Below are 826 nucleotides of genomic sequence, written 5' to 3'. Positions count from 1 at the left end.
CAGAACAAGATCGCGCCGCAGACGCCTCTCGCCAACTGACAGCGAAATTGCGGTGCATTAAACTAGCGTGGTCAATTTTATCCGCCACAGAGATCTGCGAGAGCAGCTTGATGCAGCGTTACCGTGATTCTTCACGTCCCACTGGAATTACGGACAGAATTACGGTGACAGTGCACTAAATTGGAATTACGGTGACAGTGCATTAAATTGACATCCGCGCAAGACCAGGACAAGATGGAGCATGGCCCGCCTCGCCCGTGTCGTTGTCCCCGGTCTGCCGCACCATGTCACCCAGCGTGGCAACGGGCGGGCGCGGACGTTCTTCGGCGATAAGGACTATGCGCTCTACCGCGACCTGCTCGCGACCCATTGCGCGGCCGCCGACGTCGCGGTCTGGGCGTGGTGCCTGATGCCGAACCATGTGCATTTGATCCTGGTTCCATCGGACGCCGACGGCCTGCGCCGGGCGCTCTCGCGCGTCCATCGCGCCTATGCCGGCATCATCCAGGCGCGCCGCAGGCGCAGTGGCCATTTCTGGCAGGGGCGGTTCGGCGCCGTGGCGATGGATGAAACGCATCTCGCCGCCGCGCTGCGCTATGTCAGCCTTAACCCGGTCCGCGCACGCCTGGTCGCGCGCCCGCAGGATTGGGCCTGGTCGAGCACGCGCGCGCATTTGCGCGGCAAGGACGACGGTGTTACCGCGCATGCTCCAGTCAGGGATATCTTTCCGGATATTGCCGCGCTGCTGCTGAGCAACGCTCCGGAGGACGGGGATGATCTATTCGACCGGCTGCGTGCCGCCGAGAGCATCGGCCGGCCGCTCGGC

The 826-nt window shown here is 63.4% G+C and carries 1 protein-coding gene; it reads left to right on the top strand.

Annotated features, from left to right (window positions below; genetic code table 11):
* Positions 1-241: 241 nt before the first annotated feature.
* On the top strand, positions 242-826 hold a 585-nt coding region (locus BRAS3843_RS25475), incomplete at its 3' end, for a transposase (RefSeq protein WP_035982734.1).

Origin of the sequence: Bradyrhizobium sp. STM 3843, assembly GCF_000239815.1 — a bacterium.
Taxonomy (GTDB): domain Bacteria; phylum Pseudomonadota; class Alphaproteobacteria; order Rhizobiales; family Xanthobacteraceae; genus Bradyrhizobium.
The sequence above is the reverse complement of the archived record's forward strand: the minus strand, read 5'-3'. Positions and strand labels throughout refer to the sequence as shown.